The organism is Rossellomorea pakistanensis, assembly GCF_016908495.1.
GTDB classification, from domain to species: domain Bacteria; phylum Bacillota; class Bacilli; order Bacillales; family Bacillaceae_B; genus Rossellomorea; species Rossellomorea pakistanensis.
Window position 1 is genome coordinate 76,707 of sequence record NZ_JAFBDZ010000003.1, and the last position, 20,899, is coordinate 97,605.

The 20,899-nt window shown below is 36.6% G+C and carries 19 protein-coding genes, 1 pseudogene and 1 riboswitch; of the genes and pseudogenes, 17 read left to right on the forward strand and 3 right to left on the reverse strand.

What is annotated here, in order from left to right; genetic code table 11:
• The first annotated feature begins 50 nt into the window (after positions 1 to 50).
• The 7 genes from JOC86_RS14275 (at position 51) to JOC86_RS14305 (ending at position 5,786) form a co-directional block, all read left to right on the forward strand.
• Positions 51 to 233 (forward strand): hypothetical protein, encoded by a 183-nt coding sequence (locus JOC86_RS14275; RefSeq protein ID WP_205173602.1) that lies wholly within the window; start codon positions 51 to 53, stop codon positions 231 to 233.
• Positions 234 to 309: 76 nt separating this feature from the next.
• Positions 310 to 418, forward strand: a riboswitch (TPP riboswitch).
• 81 nt (positions 419 to 499) lie between these two features.
• Positions 500 to 1,483 carry an ABC transporter substrate-binding protein gene (locus tag JOC86_RS14280; RefSeq protein WP_205173603.1) on the forward strand — a complete coding sequence of 328 codons (984 nt, stop codon included), beginning with the start codon at positions 500 to 502 and terminating at the stop codon, positions 1,481 to 1,483.
• A 13-nt stretch (positions 1,484 to 1,496) separates the two neighbouring features.
• The gene (locus JOC86_RS14285; RefSeq protein WP_205173604.1) at positions 1,497 to 1,787 is read left to right on the forward strand and encodes a thiamine-binding protein; all 291 of its coding nucleotides are present in this window, start codon (positions 1,497 to 1,499) and stop codon (positions 1,785 to 1,787) included.
• The gene (locus JOC86_RS14290; RefSeq protein WP_205173605.1) at positions 1,784 to 2,548 is read left to right on the forward strand and encodes an ABC transporter permease; all 765 of its coding nucleotides are present in this window, start codon (positions 1,784 to 1,786) and stop codon (positions 2,546 to 2,548) included. Before JOC86_RS14285 ends, JOC86_RS14290 begins: the two co-directional genes overlap by 4 nt.
• Before the next feature lies 1 nt (position 2,549).
• Positions 2,550 to 3,296, forward strand: a complete 747-nt coding sequence (locus JOC86_RS14295) for an ABC transporter ATP-binding protein (RefSeq protein ID WP_205173606.1) — start codon at positions 2,550 to 2,552, stop codon at positions 3,294 to 3,296.
• Complete coding sequence (locus JOC86_RS14300; RefSeq protein ID WP_205173607.1) at positions 3,283 to 4,077, forward strand: TatD family hydrolase; 795 nt, start codon at positions 3,283 to 3,285, stop codon at positions 4,075 to 4,077. Before JOC86_RS14295 ends, JOC86_RS14300 begins: the two co-directional genes overlap by 14 nt.
• 458 nt (positions 4,078 to 4,535) lie before the next feature.
• Positions 4,536 to 5,786, forward strand: coding sequence for a dicarboxylate/amino acid:cation symporter (locus tag JOC86_RS14305; protein ID WP_205173608.1), 1,251 nt, complete (start codon positions 4,536 to 4,538; stop codon positions 5,784 to 5,786).
• A gap of 176 nt (positions 5,787 to 5,962) precedes the next feature.
• Here the strand turns inward: JOC86_RS14305 and JOC86_RS14310 are convergent, their stop codons facing one another.
• Complete coding sequence (locus JOC86_RS14310) at positions 5,963 to 7,087, reverse strand: histidine kinase N-terminal domain-containing protein (protein WP_205173609.1); 1,125 nt, start codon at positions 7,085 to 7,087, stop codon at positions 5,963 to 5,965.
• A 228-nt stretch (positions 7,088 to 7,315) separates the two neighbouring features.
• Here JOC86_RS14310 and JOC86_RS14315 point away from each other — a divergent pair, with 228 nt between their 5' ends.
• A complete protein-coding gene (locus JOC86_RS14315; protein WP_205174225.1) occupies positions 7,316 to 7,774 on the forward strand; it encodes a helix-turn-helix transcriptional regulator in 459 nt (152 codons plus the stop codon).
• 64 nt (positions 7,775 to 7,838) lie between these two features.
• Here the strand turns inward: JOC86_RS14315 and JOC86_RS14320 are convergent, their stop codons facing one another.
• A complete protein-coding gene (locus JOC86_RS14320) occupies positions 7,839 to 8,354 on the reverse strand; it encodes a universal stress protein (RefSeq protein ID WP_205173610.1) in 516 nt (171 codons plus the stop codon).
• Between the two features lie 596 nt (positions 8,355 to 8,950).
• Here JOC86_RS14320 and JOC86_RS14325 point away from each other — a divergent pair.
• The 4 genes and pseudogenes from JOC86_RS14325 (at position 8,951) to JOC86_RS14340 (ending at position 15,901) form a co-directional block, all read left to right on the forward strand.
• Positions 8,951 to 10,228, forward strand: a complete 1,278-nt coding sequence (locus JOC86_RS14325; RefSeq protein WP_205173611.1) for an MFS transporter — start codon at positions 8,951 to 8,953, stop codon at positions 10,226 to 10,228.
• A gap of 584 nt (positions 10,229 to 10,812) precedes the next feature.
• The gene (locus JOC86_RS14330) at positions 10,813 to 12,570 is read left to right on the forward strand and encodes an ABC transporter ATP-binding protein (RefSeq protein ID WP_205173612.1); all 1,758 of its coding nucleotides are present in this window, start codon (positions 10,813 to 10,815) and stop codon (positions 12,568 to 12,570) included.
• Positions 12,567 to 14,585, forward strand: coding sequence for an ABC transporter ATP-binding protein (locus tag JOC86_RS14335; protein ID WP_205173613.1), 2,019 nt, complete (start codon positions 12,567 to 12,569; stop codon positions 14,583 to 14,585). The genes JOC86_RS14330 and JOC86_RS14335 overlap by 4 nt, the downstream gene beginning before the upstream one ends.
• Before the next feature lie 543 nt (positions 14,586 to 15,128).
• Positions 15,129 to 15,901 (forward strand): annotated as a pseudogene (locus tag JOC86_RS14340) (DUF2935 domain-containing protein).
• Positions 15,902 to 15,924: 23 nt separating this feature from the next.
• Here JOC86_RS14340 and JOC86_RS14345 read toward each other — a convergent pair.
• Positions 15,925 to 16,542 carry an NAD(P)-dependent oxidoreductase gene (locus JOC86_RS14345; RefSeq protein WP_205173614.1) on the reverse strand — a complete coding sequence of 206 codons (618 nt, stop codon included), beginning with the start codon at positions 16,540 to 16,542 and terminating at the stop codon, positions 15,925 to 15,927.
• Between the two features lie 202 nt (positions 16,543 to 16,744).
• Here JOC86_RS14345 and JOC86_RS14350 point away from each other — a divergent pair, with 202 nt between their 5' ends.
• The 5 genes from JOC86_RS14350 (at position 16,745) to JOC86_RS14370 (ending at position 20,715) form a co-directional block, all read left to right on the forward strand.
• Positions 16,745 to 17,557: an amino acid ABC transporter substrate-binding protein gene (locus JOC86_RS14350; RefSeq protein ID WP_205173615.1), complete on the forward strand. Its 813-nt coding sequence runs from the start codon at positions 16,745 to 16,747 to the stop codon at positions 17,555 to 17,557.
• The gene (locus tag JOC86_RS14355; protein ID WP_205173616.1) at positions 17,541 to 18,236 is read left to right on the forward strand and encodes an amino acid ABC transporter permease; all 696 of its coding nucleotides are present in this window, start codon (positions 17,541 to 17,543) and stop codon (positions 18,234 to 18,236) included. The genes JOC86_RS14350 and JOC86_RS14355 overlap by 17 nt, the downstream gene beginning before the upstream one ends.
• A gap of 20 nt (positions 18,237 to 18,256) precedes the next feature.
• Entirely contained in the window at positions 18,257 to 18,991 is a 735-nt protein-coding gene (locus tag JOC86_RS14360) for an amino acid ABC transporter ATP-binding protein (RefSeq protein ID WP_205173617.1), read from the forward strand.
• Positions 18,992 to 19,166: 175 nt separating this feature from the next.
• Positions 19,167 to 19,658 carry a YjdJ family protein gene (locus tag JOC86_RS14365; RefSeq protein WP_239587620.1) on the forward strand — a complete coding sequence of 164 codons (492 nt, stop codon included), beginning with the start codon at positions 19,167 to 19,169 and terminating at the stop codon, positions 19,656 to 19,658.
• A gap of 493 nt (positions 19,659 to 20,151) precedes the next feature.
• Positions 20,152 to 20,715: a biotin transporter BioY gene (locus tag JOC86_RS14370; protein ID WP_205173618.1), complete on the forward strand. Its 564-nt coding sequence runs from the start codon at positions 20,152 to 20,154 to the stop codon at positions 20,713 to 20,715.
• Positions 20,716 to 20,899: the final 184 nt, after the last annotated feature.

Here is a 20,899-nt window from a genome sequence, read left to right on the forward strand (position 1 = left end):
CATTATCGATTTATGCTGGTGAAAAATTATTCAATTCAGATCATAATAGTTTGTATGTTGCTACTTTAAATATTGATAATGAAAAAGGGAAAGTAAAAGAAAAATATGAAGGATTGAAATCAAAAGGTTTAAAGGTCGGGGAGTTGCATCATGCTTGGAATGGATTTGCTTTTGATTTGTATGATCCAGACGGAAATAAGTTTAATATATGGGGAGGTAAATGGGAGGAGTGAACAAACCACTTGATATAAAGTGGGAAGTATGGCACAGTATTAAAGTGAAAAAGCGTTTAAATTTATTACTTTATAGTGAGAATAGTAGGGGAACCGAATCAATTCGGTTGAGATTGTACATAAGTACTAACCCTTTGAACCTGATCTGGTTTAAACCAGCGTAGGGAACATATTCTTAGACGGTTTTATTTCGTTTATAATATGCGCCCCGGGTTCAAAGTCCCTGGGGCGTTTTTGGTGTTAATATTACTTTAGGGGGAAAGTCAATGAAAAAATGGTTGATGGTGATCCTATCAATCGGACTATTAGCGGGCTGTGGCTCGGAGAATAGTAAAGAAGATAATAGTGATTCACTTGAGAAGGTGTCAGTTGTGCTTGATTGGACACCAAATACAAATCATACAGGCTTATATGTAGCTAAGGAAAAAGGTTATTTTGAAGAACAAGGATTAGATGTTGAGATTGTTATGCCTGGAGAAGCGGGAGCAGATCAAATTGTTGCTTCAGGAAAATCAGAATTTGGAGTAGGCTATCAAGAAGGTGTGACACAAGCTCGCGTTCAAGATGTGCCCCTGGTGTCAATAGCTGCAGTCATTCAACATAATACCTCTGGATTTGCTTCTCCAGAGGATAAGGGAATTAAGACACCTAAAGATTTTGAGGGCAAAACGTATGGTGGCTTTGGATCCCCGGTGGAAAAAGAAATAATGTCAGCATTAATGAAGCAGGATGGTGCCGATATTAACAAGGTCAATATTGTAAATATGGGGGATACAGACTTTTTTACAGCCGTAAAACGGGACATTGATTTTGCATGGATTTATTATGGTTGGACAGGGGTTGAGGCTGAACTACGTGGGGAAGAGTTAAATATGGTTTATCTTACCGACTACTCTGACAAACTTGACTACTATACACCTGTTCTGACGACTTCGGAAAAAATGATCAGTGATGAGCCTGAAAAGGTGGAAGCATTTGTTGCTGCAGCATCGAAAGGCTATGAGTTTGCCATTGAAAACCCTGAAGAAGCTGCCGACATCTTAATTAAAGCTGAACCTGATTTGGATGCAGAACTTGTTAAGAAAAGTCAAGAATGGCTTACAGACAAGTATCAAGATGATGCACCTAGATGGGGGGAGCAAAAGAAAGAAGTATGGGAGAATTATGGAGACTGGATGTATAGCAACGGCTTGATTGAAAAGAAACTAAATGCTGAGAAAGCTTTTACAAATGAATTTTTACCAGAATAAGAGGTGAAGGAAAATGGGGAATTCTTTAATAAGCATTCAAATTATACCAAAGACAAAAAATGGGGAAAGTGTTATTCCGTTAGTAGATGAGGCGATATCTATCATCGAAGAATCCGGTGTGAAATTCGAGGTACACCCTCTGGAAACTACAATGGAGGGCGAGCTTTCAGAATTAATGAAGGTGATTGAGAAAATGAATGAACGTATGGTTGAACTCGGTTCTGTTAACGTGATTTCTCAAGTGAAAATTCTTTATCAACCGAGTGGGATTGCGATGGATGATTTAACGGAGAAATACCGATGAACAAGACATTATCGTTAAAAGGATGGCGGCCTTTAGTGGTCATCATCCTTTTGTTTATCATTTGGGAATGCAGTACAAGGTTCGGAAGGATTCCGGCTTGGCTACTTCCTGCGCCATCCGAAATTGTTGCAGAAGCCATTGACGTATGGCCCAATTTTCAAATTCATTTACTGTCGACTATAAAATTGACTCTTATTGGTTTTGTTATTGGTTGCAGTTTTGGACTGATAATAGCAATAAGCCTACATATGATCCCTATCGTTCGTGAATCGATATATCCATTAATCATCCTTTCGCAAAATATTCCAATCATCGTTCTTGCCCCGTTATTAGTGGTGTGGTTCGGTTTTGGGTTAATGCCAAAGATCATTGTCATCACTCTTGTTTGTTTCTTTCCAATTGCCGTGGCTACGATGGATGGTTTTCGGCAAACTGGACAAGAATTAAAGCACTATATGCAAATGGCAGGTGCCTCAAAATGGCAAATTTTCACAAAGCTAGAATGGCCGCATGCACTACCATCTATTTTTTCTGGGTTGAAAATATCAGCTACATATAGTGTGATGGGGGCAGTTATTTCTGAATGGCTTGGAGCAAAAAGCGGTGTTGGTGTCTTTATGACACTTGCATCTTCATCGTTCAGGACCGATCGAGTGTTTGTGGCGATTTTTGCGATAATGGTCCTAAGTCTATCGTTTTTCGCTTTCATTATTGCTTTAGAAAAGTGGATGATTAAATGGAGACCACAAGGAGAGAAGTAAAATGGGGAAGCTAAAAATACAAAACCTTAAAAAGTCATTTGACTCAACAAATATTATAGATAATCTTTCTTTAACAGTAGAGGATGGGGAATTCGTCTCTATCCTCGGACCTTCTGGAAGTGGGAAAAGTACATTATTTCATTTAATTGGAGGACTTTATTCTCCTGAAGAAGGAAGGATTGTACTCGATGGAAAGGAGATTAATGGAAAACGAGGATTTATCAGCTATATGCCACAGGCTCCTTCGTTATTTCCATGGAGAACAGTCATAGATAATGTGATTTTAGGGCAAGAACTTAGTGGCAAGCCAGATAAAGAGAAAGCCCTACAGTTAATTGATCGAGCTGGATTGAAAGGGTTTGAACAATCTTTCCCGCATGAACTGTCAGGGGGGATGAAGCAAAGGGTTGCATTTATTCGTGCATTATTAAGCCCTCAACCTTTAATTTGTTTAGATGAGCCATTTTCTGCACTTGATGAATTTACAAGACTCGAAATGCAGAAATGGTTACTTTCGATTTGGGAAGAGCATCCACGATCTGTTCTTTTTGTTACTCACAATATCGAAGAAGCGTTATTTTTATCCGATCGTGTCATTGTTCTATCCCATCGGCCTGCCACGATTAGAAGTGAATTTAAGGTTCCTTTTTCACGGCCTAGAGATGAAAGCATCGTTCTTTCTGAAGAGTTTTTACAATGGAAAAAGAAACTGTATGGAGAGTTGCAATTTAAAAATGGTAAACATTAATTCTTATCGTGTCATTGACGCTCATATCCATTTAGATTTATATGATTATGAAGAGCAGGAAAGGATCATCGAAAGTCTTGAAGAGTCGAGTGTAGAGGGGCTCGTTTCTGTATCTTTTCATTTGGAGAGCTGCATGAAGAACTTCGAGATCTCAAAGCGGAATCCTAGGATAAGGTCAGCCTTTGGATTTCATCCAGAACAGTCTCTCGTAAGTGAAGCAGAGTTAGACAAGCTCATCTCCTTTATAAGGCGGAATAACCGTGACATGGTGGCGATTGGGGAGGTTGGGCTGCCTTATTATACTAGAATGGAAAACCCTTCATTACTAATAGAGCCATATATTGAATGCTTAAAATCTTTTATTCAGCTTTCAAGTGAACTAAGAAAGCCAATTGTCCTTCACAGTGTTTACGATGACGCCCCGGTAGTATGTGATTTACTAGAACGGGAATCTGTGGAACGTGCACATTTTCATTGGTTTAAAGGTGATGCAAAAACCATTCAAAGAATGCAGGCAAATGGTTATTATATTTCTGTGACGCCTGATCTTCTATACGAAAAGGAAATTCAGAAACTTGTTAATTCTTACCCACTTTCACAAATGATGGTAGAAACAGATGGGCCTTGGCGATTTGAAGGTCCGTTTACAGGTAAGATGACACACCCAGTATTTATTCATAAAGTAGTAGAAAAAATTTCGACTATAAAAAGAACACCACTCCGAGAAGTATACGAGCAGTTGTACATTAACACTGAGAACTTCTTTAAATGTACTTGGTAGCCACAGAAACAGAGGAACCACATCTTGTTTAACTAGATGAATATGCAATAGAAACTCGGAACTTTTTATATTAGATAAAACATTATTAAGGAGTATAAAGGTTGCCAAACCGATCATTTACAGGGGAATCTGCTTTCATAAAGTTTGAAGAAATGATATAACTATTTACAGAATCTTCCCTAGAGTAGGGAAATAGAATTAATTTTAAGCAATTACTTAAAACTTAGGATTTATATCTGTATAATGATAATATTGTATTTTCTGAATAAACCGTTTACATTCACCAAAACACACTGTACCACGCTAATGCGCTAAGGGACGGTTCTCGATCGCGTTAACACGTTAACGCGATCGAGAACCGTCCCGGAGTGCGTTAATGCGTTAATGTGTTTGATGAGTTGAAAATACAAGTAGTCATAGGAAAATATTTTGTTTATTTTATCAATAGGGGGAGACGTATGAAATTTAATTTAACTACAAAGATTGTCATCGGATTGATATTAGGAGCAATTGTTGGTTTAGGATTAAACTTGTTCGCAAAAGACATATTTGATGTTTTAGATCCATATCTTTTTTCACCATTAGGTAAAATCTTCTTAAATCTCATTTCTATGTTAGTGGTTCCGATTGTATTCTTTTCTATTGTTTTAGGTGCTGCAGGGCTTGGAGATCCAAAAATGCTTGGAAGAATTGGTTTGAAAACGGTTATTTATTTCTTATTTACCACTTCTATAGCGATAACCATCGGACTGGCATTAGCGAATATCCTTGATCCTGGATTAGTTGAAGGGATCGACAAGACACAAGCAGAAGGATATAAAGCAGAAGGGGAAGCACCTCCAATCAGTGAAACACTGATGAATATCATTCCAAAAAATCCAATTACTGCAATGACTGAAGGAAATATGCTGCAAATCATTGCATTTTCGATTTTTATCGGACTTGGTTTAACTGTACTGGGAGAAAAGACTAAAGGAATATATAAACTTGTGGAACAAGGTAATGACCTGATGATGTATTTAGTTGGACTTGTCATGAAGTTTGCTCCATACGGAACATTTGGCCTTATTGCCTCTGCTATCGGCTCACAAGGATTCAGTGCATTAAAATCAATGGGACTATACTTTAGCGTTGTCTTACTAGCCCTAATCATACATGCTATCGTTACTTATGGTGGAACGATCATGTTTCTGGCTAAGAAAAGTCCTATCTGGTTCTTCAAGAATTTTGCACCAGCTATGAGTGTTGCGTTTAGTACATCCAGCAGTAATGCAACATTGCCAATCTCAATGGAGGTTGCCCAAAAGAAATTAAAGGTACCTGAGCCAGTTAGTTCATTTGTTCAGCCTCTCGGGGCGACGATTAATATGGATGGAACTGCCATCATGCAAGGGGTTGCAACCGTATTTATTGCTCAAGTCTATGGAGTAGATCTGAGTATGGGAGAATTAGTAACCGTCGTATTAACAGCTGTATTAGCAAGTATTGGTACTGCTGGGGTTCCTGGTGTAGGACTGATCCTGTTAGCCATGGTATTAAGTAGTGTTAATTTACCAGTGGAGGGTATTGGATTGATTCTTGGTATTGATAGAATACTCGATATGGCAAGAACATCAATCAATATTTCTGGAGATGCAGCTTGTGCTGTCTATGTTGCAGAAACAGAGAAAAAAAGAAGGATCAAGGATCAACGAGGGGAGAGTATATAGAACTTTTAGCTATAACCTTGTATAAACACAAAAAGCTAAATTCTATTTTTCTTCGTATTCATGATCAGAAGTTGAGGACTAAGTGTAAATTGAAAAACAATTTCCGTTTTCCTTATTAAATCAAATATTTCAAAAAAATATTCAAAAAAGAGGCTGCCAATTTGGGTTCAGCCTCTTTATTTTTGCTTATAGATGGGGATATGAATGATAAATGAGGTTTGATGATCATTAGAAGTACAGGATAAATCTCCTCCGTGCTGATCAACAATTTCTTTACAAACGAATAAGCCTAAGCCAGTCCCAGAAGATTTGGAGGTAACAAACGGTTCAAAAATCGTACTTTGAATATCATCCGGTATTTTAGGTCCATTGTTAGAAATCCTAATGATCACAAAAGAGTTTAAGATTTCTGTGTTTATCCAAATTTTACGCTTGGATTCTAAGGAGTCAAGCACGTCTATAGCGTTAAAGATAATATTAATAATAACCTGTCTAAATTCGTCCTTCCAACCTTCAATCGTAACTTCTTCTTGAAGGCTCGTTTGCACATTGACATTTACTTCAAGAATTCGAGGATATAAAAACGTAAGAACTTGTTCAACAAGTTCATTCAGTTTAAAGAAGCTTTTCTCTTTTTCCATGCTCCCTTTCTTTGATAAAAGTAAAAATTGAGATATTCGAAAATTTAATTGCTCTAGCTCTGATGCAATAATATCTAAGTATGAAATGGAAGGGTATTCAGATCTTAACAGTTGCACAAAACCATTTATAGATGTTAGTGGATTCCGAAATTCATGGACAAAACTAGAGGTCATTTGTCCTAGTAATGATAATCGGTCTTCATGATTCGAATCAATATACTGGTCCTTCTTTTCAATAAGTTCATTTTTTAGATTGGTGTAGTGAGAAACTGTATAAAAAGAAAACTTATCGAAAAAATAATTAATCTTGTCAATGCTGTCTTGCACTTCGCTCAAATTATTATTAATCTGATGGAACTGCTTCAATATTTCTGTCCTTCCAAGATTTAAATTATATACAAATTCACCAATGTTCGTATCTGACTGAAATCGTTGTTCAGCGATGTTACAGGCTGTTTCCTTTACATAAGTATCAATTTGTTCGGGTGGCAAAGTGAATCCTTTTAGAAATTGTTCATAAATAATCTCAGAATTTTTATAAATCTGTTTTGGTGCATAAGCATTATGGGGTGCTTGGTTAAGTTCACGGTGCCAATTGCTAATCATCTTTTTTTGATTTTGAATAAAATAATGTATTACATCATGCTTGAGTTGGGCCATATAATTCACCTCGTTTTTAATTATAGCAGTCTTATTTGAATAAATGACAAAAAATTCTAAAATATTTAACAGAAGATGAATTTTTTCTACGTATTCTCCTGAAATACGGGAAAATCTTTTATAGGTTTACACTTTTTCTAAATCCTGTTGAGACAACATTACCAAAATATTGGAACTTTTAATATGGATAGTGTAAAATTTCACTATGATGATGAAAAAGGTGATGGAATGACGAAAGAGGAAATTATTTTATTGATATCAGATAAACTAAGATTAATCCGTACAGAAGCAAATTACACACAGGATAGGATGGCGACTGTCATTGGAGTGTCCAAAAAGACTTTGGTGCAAATTGAAAAAGGCAGAGCTTTAGCCAATTGGACAACGGTGATTGCTATTTGCGCATTATTTCGAGAAAGTGACACAGTCTCTAACGCATTAGGGGGAGATCCTCTTGAAGTAATTGAAACGATAGCTCGTGATGGGATCGATTTTCGCAAAGAAAAAACCCTTGGTGGAAAAGTATGGTGGCGTGAACTCGATCGAAAAAGGGGGTACATCATCCAGAAAAATTTAATCAGTCAACATTTGCGCATATTAGATGAAGATTATTATCGTATTTATAGTACGTTTGACGAAACTGAAGCATTATCAAGATTCCAGGAATTATATTCAGAACATGAATGACTTTGCCAATCAACTATGAGTATACATAATATAAGAGGGTGACCTAAGGGATCACCCTCTATTTCTACTTAACGATGAGCACACTGCATGGACACTCATGTGTTATTTTTTCGCTTACACTCCCGAGGAACCATTTCTTAATTCCACTTTTTCCACTATTCCCTAATAGAATAAGGTCAACATTATGTTCTTCTGCATAATGAATAATGCTATCAGACTCAGATCCACTTAATATTTCAAATTGAGCTTGCAGACCGCGGGCTTCGAAATCTTCTCTTACTCCTTTTAAAACTTCATGTTCTTTATTACTAATTACGAGATGTTCATTGGTTTCTTTATAATTATCATAGTTAGGAGGGAGATTAGCAACGTATGTGCTATCCAGACCTGGACTAGATACCGCGGTATGATCAGCAAATCTTTCAAAACGTGAAGTATTCTTATGAACATTTTGATCACTAGCTACATGAACTATCGTTAATTTTGCCCCAGGAATAGCTTTTAATAGCTCCTCGGCTTTATTTAACGCTTTTTTACTTGGTTCAGTTTGATCATAAGCTAATAAAATATTTTTATACATTCACCTTCACCTCGAATGATTATCGAATTTTTGATTCTTCTTAATGTATAACCGAAATAATACTCATCAATCATATTTTTTGAAATTTCGAAAAATAATATTTAAGGATTTTAGAAAGATTGGGAAACTTAAGCCCAAGTATTCCAAAAAAGATAATTAGCAGGGGTTATTATCCAATGAATTTGTGCATTAGAATTCTCTTCTAGTATGATTTTCACCTGTTAATGTTTTTGCATTTTATATAAATACTTATTATAGAAGACTAATTATCCAACCAATGACAACAATTGCTCCAATAATCATTAAGATCGTACGTAACATATTTATCACCTCATGTACGAGAATTCTTTTTATTTGTTAATAATGATGTACCCCTTGAAAAGAAAGTTAAACCTTTTTAGAAATTCAATGAGGTCTTAGTGACTTGGTGCTGTTTAAAGAAGAATGTTTTGCACAAACCTTAAGTCACTCTTTATATTGGATGATTCTTCCTCAGACTTAAGGCGGAACCAAAAACCATCATTAGACGCTCAAATATCATCTTTAATAAGTCTAGACTAATAAACAGAACTCAGATGATAAGGATGGGGAAGAGAATGAAAAAAATCAAGGGAATTTTCAGTAAACCAATCTTTGTGAAATTATTCATTGCAAATATCACTTCTCATTTAGGAAGTGTTATTGGAGTTACAGCCTTTATGTTTTATTTATTGGACCGGTTTTCAAATCAGCCAATGTATGCGACATTAACAGAATTGATGCACTCCCTCCCAACATTATTTGTCTTTTTTCTGGTTGGCGTGTTTGCCGACCGCCTTGACAGACAAAAAATTGCCTATCACTGTGATACAATCTGTGCATTCTTGTCGATTGTCCTTTTAGGGGTGCTCTATATCGGATGGATGCCATTAATTATGGCTGTGCTGTTTTTACAAAGTGCCATTCAAAAATTTTTCTTTCCTGCTGAGCAAGGGATTTTACAGGGAATTCTTTCAAAAGATGATTATTCAACAGCAGCTGGTTTAAATCAAATGGTCATGAGTCTATTCATGTTATTTGGAAATGGAATCGCAATACTAATCTATTGGCTCTCAGGAATTTATGGAGCCATCATTTTTGATGCCTTAACATTTATCATTAGTGCCATATTTATTAGAAAATGTTCTGTTCCAGAGGAGGTTCGTCTACCGAATGGATATCATTCATTGAAGGATTTAAATATAAAATTTGTTATGAAAGACTTTATCGTCGGCATCCAATATATTATTAACTCCAAGCTTTTGATGGCCCTTATAAGCGGTTTCCTCGTCTTTGGAATTGTAAATGGTGGATTCACTGTGATGCCAATCTTTATATTAAAATATAAATTAGCTCCAGAAAGCTACGAAGAATATTCTATATTGCTAGGAGTGGCTTTCGGTGCAGGTGTTTTAATTGGAAGCTTTATTGCTACAACTCTTCTCCAGAAGTTTAAATTTCATCAAATGATCATTATCGGTCTCTTATTTTCGGGAAGTTTAATTATATTGTCATCCTTTGCTTCACAAACATGGATATTCCTAGGAGTCATATTTATCTCAGCACTAGGACTACCTTTTGTGAATATTGCTATAGGAGGTTGGATGCCAAGCATTGTTGAACCCAAAATGATGGGAAGAGTTCAGGGATGGATTAGTCCGCTCATGATGGTTTCTCAATCCATTACGTTAGGTTTCCTTGCATGGAGTTTCCCATCCATCTTAAGTATTGAGATGCTTTATTGGATTGTGGGAGGGTGCTTAATAATAGTAGGAATATTCTATTCTGTAATTCTTCCAAAATACATAAAGGGTAATCAACAAATTAAAGGGGGAACCGTTACTCAGAATATATAACAATAAGTTCTTCCAGGGGTAGCTGTATTGTTCTTTAGTACAATGCATGTTTAAATCTATCTAACATTGATTCTATAACCCCTTTTAAAATAATTACAACCAGCGACAAATTCAGGTTGCTTCGCACGACCCTAAATTTAGAAAATAAATAATTAAAATAAAATTGACACAATTATTCCTGGCATGGTAAAGTAAGTAAGGAATTAGAAAAATTATGAAATGGAGGTACGTGATCATGGAAAAAGTAAACATTCAAACACCAGAGTTCATTAAAGTGAAATTTCATGAATACCACGTAACCTACCTGCTAAATCAGTCTTAATATTATAAATTATTAAGGCACAGGTTACGTATGTATACCTGTGCCTTTTTTATGTCTTTAAAACGGTTGTCTTAAAGGGCGCATTCATTTGAAGGGACCATTCTCTTCATTTGTTCAGCTCTTTTGGGCAGCCTTTTTATATTTAACAATAAAAAGGAGGATACAAAATGATTGTGATTCAAACAAAACAACTAATGACGCCAGCTGAGACAGAAGGTGGATAGCAACAGGTCATCAAGGTGAGTGACGGGAGGAAGAGAAAATGTTCAGCATTTTTAAAAAGTTAGCTTGGTTTTTTAAAGAAAATTGGAAGAGATATACGGTAGCGATTGTATTACTTACGATTGTTGGCGTTTTAGACGTGATTCCCCCAAAATTAGTGGGGATGGCAATTGACGCTATATATGTAGGGGATTTAACTTGGAATGTTCTAGTGAATTATTTATTATTTCTTATCATCATTACGGTTGTTTCCTATGGAATGACTTATTTCTGGATGTATCAGTTATTCGGTGGGGCATTTCTCATCGAAAGAAAGCTGCGTTCAAGATTTATGCAGCATCTCCTTAAAATGACCCCTACCTTTTTTGAGAAAAATCGAACAGGGGATTTGATGGCAAGAGCCACAAATGATTTAAAGGCGATTTCAGTAACAGCCGGATTCGGAATTTTAACGCTTGTTGATTCAAGTGTGTTTATGTTAACGATTCTTTTTACTATGGGATTTCTAGTTAGCTGGAAGCTGACTCTAGCCGCCATTATTCCCTTGCCGATCATGGCACTATTAATGAAGGTGTATGGAGCGAGAATCCATAAACGATTTACGGAAGCACAGGATGCCTTTGGTGAAATGAATGATCGGGTGCTCGAATCGATTGCAGGTGTACGTGTGATTCGTGCCTATGTTCAGGAAAGGGCAGATGAAAAGCGTTTTGCAAAAATGACAGAGGATGTGTACAACAAAAATATAAAAGTTGCACGTATTGATTCATTATTTGATCCGACGATTAAAGTTCTTGTAGGGCTTAGTTATTTAATTGGTCTTGGCTATGGTTCTTATCTGGTTTTTCATCAAGCGATTTCAATAGGCGATCTTGTATCCTTTAATGTTTATTTAGGCATGTTGATATGGCCGATGTTTGCGATTGGGGAATTGATCAATGTGATGCAGCGCGGGAACGCATCACTTGACAGAGTACAGGAGACATTGAGATATGAAGAGGATGTAAAAGATCCCATACATCCACAAATGATTCAGAATCCTGAGATGCTCGGATTTGAAGAGGTATCTTTTCAATACCCTACTTCTAAAGTGGTAAACCTGTCTCAAGTAAATACCGCTTTAAGTAAAGGAGAGACCCTTGGAATTGTAGGGAAAACGGGTAGTGGAAAAACAACCTTTGTTAAACAGCTGTTACGTGAATACCCAATTGGAGACGGAAAGCTCACAATAAATGGGACATTAATTAACGACCTACCACTTGGAACGGTGAGAGACTGGATTGGTTATGTTCCACAGGATCATGTGTTGTTTTCACGGTCAGTAAAAGAAAATATTCTGTTTGGCCGGGAAGCAGCAACAGAGGAAGAGTTAAATAAAGCCATTGATTTAGCAGATTTCAAGAAAGACCTACAAATGCTTCCGGATGGATTAGCGACACTTGTTGGTGAGAAGGGTGTTGCACTATCAGGTGGGCAGAAGCAAAGAATCTCGATTGCTAGGGCGTTGATTAAAGATCCCGAAATCTTAATTCTAGATGATTCTCTTTCAGCCGTTGATGCTAAAACAGAATCGAAAATCATCGAAAACATTCGAAAGGAACGTGGTGGGAAAACGACGATCATTACAACCCACAGACTTTCAGCTGTTGAGCACGCCGATTGGATTATTGTTTTTGATAATGGTGAAGTCGTTGAGGAAGGCCGGCATGAAGAACTCTTACAGAATAATGGCTGGTATAAAGAACAATATGATCGCCAACAAATTGAGGAATCATCGCTTAAGGGGGTGGAAGTATGAACGTGGGAAAAAGATTAGTAAGATACGCACTGCTTTATAAAAAAATGATCATCGCAGCACTGCTGATGTTAACCGTATCTGTTGCTGCTGAACTAGCAGGACCATTTATCGCAAAAAAAATGATTGACGACCACATCCTCGGGATTGAAACATCCTGGTATGAAACGACAAAGGGTGAAGATGCGGTTCAATATGAAGGTAAGTGGTATAAAAGAGGAAGTTATTTCGCTGAGGGTGAAAACAGAGGAGAAGAGGTAAGAGTTCTTCAAGTAAATCGTCATTTTTATTTTACAAATGCTTCCCTTCCCTTTGATGGTGAGAGAAGTGTGAAAAACAATTCATTAACGGTTACTAAGGGTGAAGAAATCTTTTCAGTCCCTGTTGAAAAGATATCAGCAAAACAGGTAGTAAGTTTTTATCAACCAGAAATTCTTAGAATTATCAAGCTGCTTGGTTTCTATTTTGGATTACTTGTACTCGCAACGTTTTTCCAGTATGGTCAGGGCTTCTATCTTCAGAAAGCGGCAAATCGAGTCATTCAAAAAATGAGAACGGATATCTTTGAACATATTGGACGTCTACCGATCCGCTATTTCGACAATCTCCCTGCTGGGAAAGTAGTGGCTAGGATTACAAATGACACAGAGGCGATCAGAGAACTATATGTCACCGTACTATCAACTTTCTTCACTAGTACAATTTACATCACGGGAATTTACATCGCCTTATTTATCTTAGATGTTAGGTTAGCATTGATCTGTCTGATTCTTTTACCGATTTTGTATGTATGGATGATTGTTTATCGTAAATATGCATCAAAATACAATCACGTAATCCGTTCAAAAGTAAGTGATATTAATGCAACTATCAATGAATCCATACAAGGGATGAATATCATTCAAGCTTTTCGAAGAGAGAAATTAACAGAGAAAGAGTTTGAAGAATTAAACAACACTCATTTTCATTATCAAAATAAGCTTTTAAGTTTAAATTCATTTACCTCTCATAATCTGGTGAATGTGTTAAGAAATATCACGTTTGTCGCTTTTATTTGGTATTTTGGCGGAGGATCAATCGGAGTAGGGACCTTTGTAACTTTAGGTGTTTTATATGCCTTTGTAGATTATATCAATCGATTATTTCAGCCAGTAACAGGTATAGTGAATCAATTAGCAAACTTAGAGCAAGCTTTAGTAGCAGGGGAACGTGTGTTCCGATTACTGGATGAAGAAGGAATACCTGTTGAGGATCAAAGAATCCATAGATACAAAGGTGATGTAATCTTCGATTCTGTATTCTTTGGTTACAAAGAAGAGGAGTATGTGTTAAAGGATATTTCTTTTTCGGCTAAACAAGGAGAGACAGTAGCATTAGTGGGTCATACAGGATCAGGGAAAAGTTCCATTATGAATCTATTGTTCCGTTTCTATGATTGTAATGAAGGGAAAATCCTTATCGATGGTCAGGATATTAAAAACATTCCATATCAAGCAGTTCGGGAACATATGGGAATCGTCCTACAAGATCCATATTTGTTTACAGGGACGATTGCAACGAATGTAACCTTAGAAAATAATAAGATCACTAAAGAAAAAATGGAAGAGTCTCTTAAGGCCGTTGGAGCAGACAAAGTACTTCAAAATCTTGAAAACGGATATGAAGAACCAGTTATTGAGAAAGGGAGTACGCTTTCTTCTGGGCAAAGGCAGCTTATCTCCTTTGCTCGGGCATTAGCCTATGATCCAGCCATATTAATTCTTGATGAAGCAACTTCAAGTATTGATACCGAAACAGAAGCCATTATACAAGAGGCAATGGAAGTATTAAAGAAAGGGCGAACAACCTTTATTATTGCTCACAGGCTGTCTACTATTAAAAATGCAGACCAAATCCTTGTATTAGAAAAAGGAGAAATCATGGAAAAAGGAGACCATGAGGAACTTATGAAAAAACAAGGACGATATTATCAAATGTATCAAATTCAGCAAGGCAACAATGCTGAAAAAGCCGGCTAATCATTAAATTGTGGTTCTATTCGAGAAGATTGTTGAGTTTTATAAGTTGAAGGTTTTATAAATGAAGCCATTGGCAAATCGCCAATGGTTCTTAGTCCCCCCTCTCACTTCTGACATCAAGCATACAGAGTATTACTGGAACATACGTTTATTCTAAAAGACAACAACGCTTTCGAAATGGTCTAAATACAAAGGTGGCTTAAACATTGCTTATTGCTATGATTAAGTCACCTTTTATTGTTTGTTCTGTTTTCTAAATAGTTGTTGTTTTTAAAGAGCATTTATTTTTGTGAAAAGTCGATCTTCTCTGCAGGTGCGAGACTCCTGAGGGACAGGTGAGACCTAAGCAGGAGAAAGGTGATCACCGCCCGCACCGCGGAAAGCGAGCATCCTTTCGCTGCAACCAACTAACTTTTTAAAAAGTAATAATAATGTTTAAGAAAACAACCTATAGTTTTGACTAACAGGAAAAAAAGCAACCCGATGACATAAGCAAGACTTATTGAAGAATATGAATATTAAGAGAAGAAAGGGGTAGAGAGAATGGCAAAAAAATATGTAGACGAAGCTCAATTTGAACATGAATTTTGGCTGAACGTTCTAAAGGATCATACTGTATTTATGAAAGATCATTAGGACATAAGGAAAAAAAGGATATCCAAAAGGCAATTGAATTGAAACAGACGTTTACAACCAAATTAAAGGAGTTAAAGGGATTATCTTCAAAAGAACAATGGGTTCAATTTAGTAACGACATAGTAGAACATGTTGATGCTTTAAAAAAGTTTAAATTATCCCTTTTAAAGAGGCAATTAACAACAGATATTGTGATTCATCTTGTTCCAACCTTTTTAAATCATATGGTCAATGAATTAGAAGAATATCAAAAGGTCCTAAAGTACTTAACAGGTGGCAAACTTCCACCGATATTTCATGAATTACACCACCATTTACTTTGGCTTCTCGATGCATCAGGGCATGCTGGATCCATCGGAAGTACGATGGATTTGACGGAGCGGGATTTAAGGAAAAAAAGTAAGCTATTTGAAGGGGAGTTTAATGATTTTTATTTAAAAGCAGTCGAGATGGCAGGATATCTAAGATCAAATGTAAAGTCCTTCCCTGCATTAAAAAAATTCAATGATGATGTAGAAATCGAAATTCGGCTCTTCCAGGTGTTTTTGAATGAACTAGAAGAATTGGAATTAAATCATAAAAATTTAAGTGCATTCTCACCATTGATGGCGGATCATATGTATCGAGAAGAAGCGTATTATCTTAAAAAAGTAGCTGAGTCTTCAAGTGTAAATCGGTGAGGGGGTTCTGCCCCCTCACCTTCTTAATAACAAATCCCTACACGTGTTCTAATAAATCGATCACTAAAAAGCTGTTTGTAGGCAAAATCCCCTGTATCAAATACAGAAATACTCTGGCCACCTTCTGGCAGCATATTTTCCTCGGTACGGTATTTTCCGACACGTTCACCCTCGGGTAAATAAGTAGGACAAACCACTGTGTATTCCATTTCCGATTCTCTAATCATTATGTAGGCTTTTAAATGATCTTCAGCGGCACGGGTCATTCTCCTTTTTGATTCACTTGATTGAAAACGGTAGAGAGAGGGTTCTTGTCTTGATTGAAGAATTCCAGCTGTACCAATTGTGATAATTCGTCTTACACCAGAAAATCTCATTGAATTTAGAATGTATGGCGTGCTCCTGGATAAAACATTATTCTGATCAGTCCCTAAACAACTAATCACGGCATCACAATTCCTTATTGTTTTTATAAGAAGGTCTTGATCTAGAACTGTCCCTTTAACTTTTACCAAATTCGATGATTGGTCTAGCTTTTCAGGATGCCTTGTTAAAGCATATATTAAATGGTTATTTTGTAATGCATTTTCAAGAACAACGCTTCCAACACGCCCAGTAGCCCCTAATAATGCTATTTTCATGAATGAATCCTCCTTTATCTTCTAAATTAAATTGTAGTTCATTTTCATGATTTTCTCATTAATAGTGCATGATAAAAGGGAGGACAATCTAAAAATAAATGGGAAATATCTCGAAAATGAAACATTTTTATTGACTTTAAGTCCTATCCGTTTTATGATGACATTCTAACAAATAATTCCGATAAGATTAGGTGGTTTAAAGATGAAAAAGTGGAAATTATCATTAATACTCATTCTATCCGTTTCAATGTTACTAGCCGCATGTGGAACATCAGAAGATAAGGAAAATGCATCTGAGGATAAAGAACAATCACTTTATGACAAAGTAATCGATGAAGGGAAACTAATCGTTGGTACTGAAGGGACATATCCTCCATTCACATTCCATGATGATTCTGGAAAACTAACAGGTTTTGATGTTGAAATTGCAAGAGAAGTGGCGAAACGACTAGGTGTTGAAGCAGAGTTTAAAGAAACTCAGTGGGATGCAATGTTTGAAGGATTGAACTCCAAACGTTTTGATATGATTGCAAATCAAGTAGGTATTAGAGAAGATCGTCAAAAAGAATATGATTTCTCAAACCCATACATTGAATCTTCTGCTGTATTGGTTACATCTAAAGATAACGATAAAGTCAAATCATTTGAAGATATTGAAGGGCTCACTTCAGCACAATCTTTAACAAGTAATTATAAAAATATCGCAGAAAACTATGGTGCAAAAATTCAAGGTGTTGAAGGTTTAGCCCAAGCCATTCAACTCCTGGAACAAGGTCGTGTAGACGTTACAGTGAATGACAAACTTTCAATTCTTGATTACAAAAATAAGAAAAAGAATGCAAACATTAAAATCGCTGCAACAGAAGAAGATGCTGCTCAAAGTGGCTTAATGTTTAGAAAAGGGAACGACAAATTAGTAGAAGAAGTTAATAAGGCGTTAAAAGAAATGAAAGAGGATGGCACATACTTAGAAATTTCCGAAAAATGGTTCGGCGAAGATGTTTCTCCTAAATAGCATTCTTCAAGATCCTCAACGTATGATGGACATTTTACAAAGCTCCCTTCTTCCAATGGTCAAGGGAGCTTTGTATTATTCTATTCCCTTGACAATGATCTCATTTATTCTTGGAATGATCTTGGCCATCCTCACAGCATTAGCAAGGCTTTCAGGATTTAGTATATTAAGAGGGATTGCAAGGGTATACGTCTCAGCTATCAGAGGAACACCTTTACTCGTTCAATTATTTATAATCTTTTACGGATTACCATCCATTGGTTTAAAGTTCGACCCATTTCCGTCTGCTGTCATTGCCTTCTCTTTAAATGTCGGTGCATATGCATCTGAGATTGTAAGAGCGGCAATCCAATCTATTGCTAAAGGGCAATGGGAAGCAGGATATTCCATTGGGATGACCTATGGACAAACGTTAAAGCGAATCGTTTTACCCCAAGCGGCTCGAGTATCGATTCCACCTTTATCAAATTCTTTTATCAGCCTTGTAAAGGATACTTCCCTTGCATCCTTAATTTTAGTAACGGAGCTATTCCGAAGAGCACAGGAAATTGCGGCAACCAACTATCAGTTCTTACTACTATATGTTGAAGCAGCTTTTCTCTATTGGATCATGTGCTTCATCTTAACAATCATTCAAGATCGAATCGAAAGCCGATTAGATCGATATATCGCTAAATAAGGAAATAAAGGAGTATTATCATGATTTCCATAAAAGGATTAAAAAAGCAATTTGACGATTTAGAAGTTTTAAAAGGAATGGACATTGAAGTGAGAAAAGGTCAGGTAATTGTTCTCATTGGCCCTTCAGGTTCTGGAAAAACGACCTTTTTACGTTGCTTAAATGCCCTCGAAATACCAAATGGAGGAGAAATAACGATAGGAGATATTGGCGCGAACTTTAATGGAAAGGTTCCGAAACAAAAGCTTCTGAAACTTAGAAGACAAACCGGTATGGTGTTTCAGAGCTATAATTTGTTTCCTCATATGACGGCTTTAGAAAATGTAATGGAAGGCCCTATTACGGTTCAAAAAAGGTCAAAATCAGAAGTTTGTGAAAAAGCGAAGGCTTTACTTGAGAAAGTGGGATTAGGAGATAAGATTGATTATTATCCTTTTCAGCTTTCTGGCGGTCAGCAGCAGAGGGTTGGAATAGCAAGAGCTCTTGCTATTGAACCAAAGGTCATGTTATTTGATGAACCGACTTCTGCCCTTGATCCAGAGCTTGTTGGTGAGGTTCTTAAAGTCATGAAAGACTTGGCTGAAGAAGGAATGACAATGGTTGTAGTCACCCATGAAATGCGTTTCGCAAAAGAAGCTGCAGATGAAGTCATTTTCATGGATGGTGGTCATATTGTTGAAAGAGGCGACCCTATGACCATCTTTGAAAACCCTCAGAATGATCGAACTCGAAAATTCTTAAGCTTAATTCAGTAAAAAAGGATTGACTAAAAAGTGTTTGAGGCTGACCAAAAAAGTTCAGGAACTGCGATGTAGCCATATGATGGGGGGTGGTTCCTGACGCTTTGATTTTGGGTTTCGATCTTTTTTTATTTTACTGTATTTCTTTCACTTGAGAAAATATGGTATATTGAGTTCGAGGTGTTTGAAAATGAGTTTGAAAAATCTAGTTCAATTGATGTTTGCTATTTTACTTATATTATTTTCAACTTCTGCGACTTGGTATGAAGGCAGTGCGATATTAGATAATCCATGGGAATGGAAATACACTGCATTATTTTCCCAATGGATCCATGGGGAAGTCCAGCATCACAGTGACATCTCACAACTAGATTTTTTTATCTACGCTGCAAAATTTAAACCTGCATATCCTTTGATGATGTTCATTAGTGGATTTTATTTGATAATAGTATTAGGTTATGTGATTATTGGAAATTACCATAAAAAGCTAGCTATTTTTCTAGGTTCAATTGGGGCTTTATTATTCCTGCTTGGAAGTATAATAGCATCCTCACCAACTATTGGCGGGAATCTTTTTACAGTAGTTTTTATGCTTGTAGCGAGCATATGCATATTTACCGCCTTAACCCTTTACTTTCAATGGTATAAACGTATTAAGGTTAGAGTTTTTTCAACAAAATGATGGAATCGAAAGGGCTCTTAAAGAAGGGCCTTTTTAGTTTGGGAACTTTCTATTAGATTTGGAGTCACCTTTGTTTAGACTAGAATGGGTAATTTACGGATTTTGTATAAATTTGTCGAGCGGTCAATATATGCTGTATTTCGGACAAATAAAATGGGTGGGGGGACAAATTATCGGCATTGATGGACAAATTATTATCGTTCACGGACAAAATAATCTTCGAAGAACTAATATTATCGATTTTGTCTATGAACTCGAATTCAAATATATACGTCTCCAGTTCGGTTATGATCAGATTAAGTACATAAATCAACATTATGACCTCAATAAAAGTCACAACATTCAGTGATTCTCAACAACTTTCTATTCTTTTGATCTCCCAGACTCAAATGTAATCCCCTCAACTAAGTAAACCTACTTGCGAAAGTGGTTGACAATAATCCTTCTACCCTATATATTTTGAACATAGATAATTATTGGGGGTTCTGGTTTGATGAGGCTTAGAGATATGATATTAGCAGCTATGTTCGCAGCTATTGTTGCTGCATTAGGGGTATTTCCACCGATTACGCTTCCTTTTACACCCGTGCCGATTACCGCTCAAACCTTTGGGGTTATGTTAGCCGGCGCAGTTCTAGGAGCACGATTAGGTGGAATTTCCTTAAGTATTTTTGTGTTACTTGTTGCCATTGGTGCGCCCATTCTATCGGGTGGCAGAGGGGGAATACCGACACTGATTGGACCAAGTGGAGGGTATATTCTTTCATGGCCAATTGCCGCTTTAGTTATCGGTTTCTTTGTGGATCGCTTTAGAGATAAACTGAAATTATGGAATATGATTTTGTTCAATTTTATTGGAGGAATCCTGGTCGTTTATTTAGGTGGAATCTCGTATTTAGCCTTTGTATCTGATATGAGCTGGTGGGTTGCCGCTAATTCTGCCCTTATTTACATTCCAGGTGATGCCGTGAAAGCTGTATTATCAGGAATGCTAGCGCTGCAACTCCATAAAACAGCACCTGTTGCAAAATTACACAAAGAACAACGAGCCGCTTAAGACTTTTGAATAGATTTAGTAGAAGCTAACCCAAATTAATGTGTAGGGATCACCTCTTTATCATCTAGAGAAATCTATGTTGATGAATACAATTTGATTCCCAACTCTATTGGGAGCTTCTTTTTTTACGCTTTCTTGCTTAGGACATCCATTCATGATTTGATAGAATTAGAGAAAAATAGCA